Annotated in this window: 2 protein-coding genes; both read left to right on the top strand. The window is 41.9% G+C overall.

What is annotated here, in order from left to right:
- Positions 1-447, top strand: a 447-nt coding sequence (locus AC3AYF_RS21205; protein WP_487780447.1) for a hypothetical protein, incomplete at its 5' end; no start/stop codon positions are given.
- A 52-nt stretch (positions 448-499) separates the two neighbouring features.
- Positions 500-1326, top strand: an 827-nt coding sequence (locus AC3AYF_RS21200; RefSeq protein ID WP_487780446.1) for a secretin N-terminal domain-containing protein, incomplete at its 3' end; no start/stop codon positions are given.

Below are 1326 nucleotides of genomic sequence, written 5' to 3'. Positions count from 1 at the left end.
GTAGAAAAGCTTGCAGCAGAACCTGTTGAAACAGCGGTTGTAGAGAAAACAAAGGAATCAACTCAGCCGGTTGCCGAAAAGTTTGAAAATCCACCTCGTTTAGTCGGGGTGATGCTAGTCGACGACACTGATATGGCCTTTGTGCTGGGTGAGCAAGATAGCGAAGTCGTGAGCTTAGCGTTGGGAGAAAAATATAAAGACTGGACCCTAAGCAAGATCGATTCAACACAGATAACCATGACTCGCAATGACAGTGACACCGTGATTGCGATGGACTGGTTAGGCAAAGAAATTTTGCAAACAGAGATAGAGATTGAAACACCAACACAAAATAAACAAGCTCAACATACGCAAGAAAAAGCTCCCCTTAATCGGAGGAATAGTCCGGTCAGGCCACCCAGAGATTTAGAAGATAGATTACAACGACAGTTGGAACAGACCATTTAATGCACTCGAAGTGGCTGTTGATATATAGGTTTAAAAGATAAAGATGATAACTATGCAGATTTTAAAAGCAATGAATAACACGGCAGTTATGCGGCGCTCAGGCATTTTAGCTTTAGTATTGATGTTGTTGTTACAAACAGGATGTATACAAAATCCATTACGCGAACAGGATCGTCCACTACCTGATATTAGTGGTGAAGAATTTGTACCAGAAAAAGAGAGTGTTAATCCTGATCTTCCTGTTAGCAATGGCGAACCGGAACAGTTATTAAACCCTGTTGTTGAAATTCAGGTGGGTAAAGACAATATTTTAGGGCCTGAACGTTCACATGCTGCAAAACACATTACCGAAGATGAAGGTGGGATAAATCTCAATTTTCAAAATCTTGATTTGCAAGCGTTTGTTCAAGCGGTGTTGGGCGATGCTTTAAAAGAAAACTATGTGATTGATCCTGCGGTCAGTGGCACGGTCACTATTCAAACGGTACGACCTTTACCCGAAGATGCCTTATTAGGTGTATTACAAGAAGTATTATCGTTAAATGGTGCCACGATGATGCTTACAGAAGGACGGTATCGCATCATGCCTTTAAGTAAGGCCGCTCAACTACCTGTTGTCACCCGGGTTAAACGATTGCAAAACCAAGGTTTTGGTTTGCAAATTGTGCCGCTTGAATTCATCGGCGCGGCTGAAATGGCAAAGATCTTACAGCCGACTATGAAAACTCAGGGCGTGGTTTATACCGATAAACGTCGAAACTTATTGATCTTGTCGGGTAGTGAAGCCTTGATCACCAGTATGATGGATATGATCACCATTTTTGATGTTGATTGGCTGGAAGGTAAATCAATTTCTTTATTCCCTTTACGTTTTGTGGA

The organism is Salinicola sp., assembly GCF_982684285.1.
This window is presented reverse-complemented; position numbering and strand designations above follow the sequence as displayed.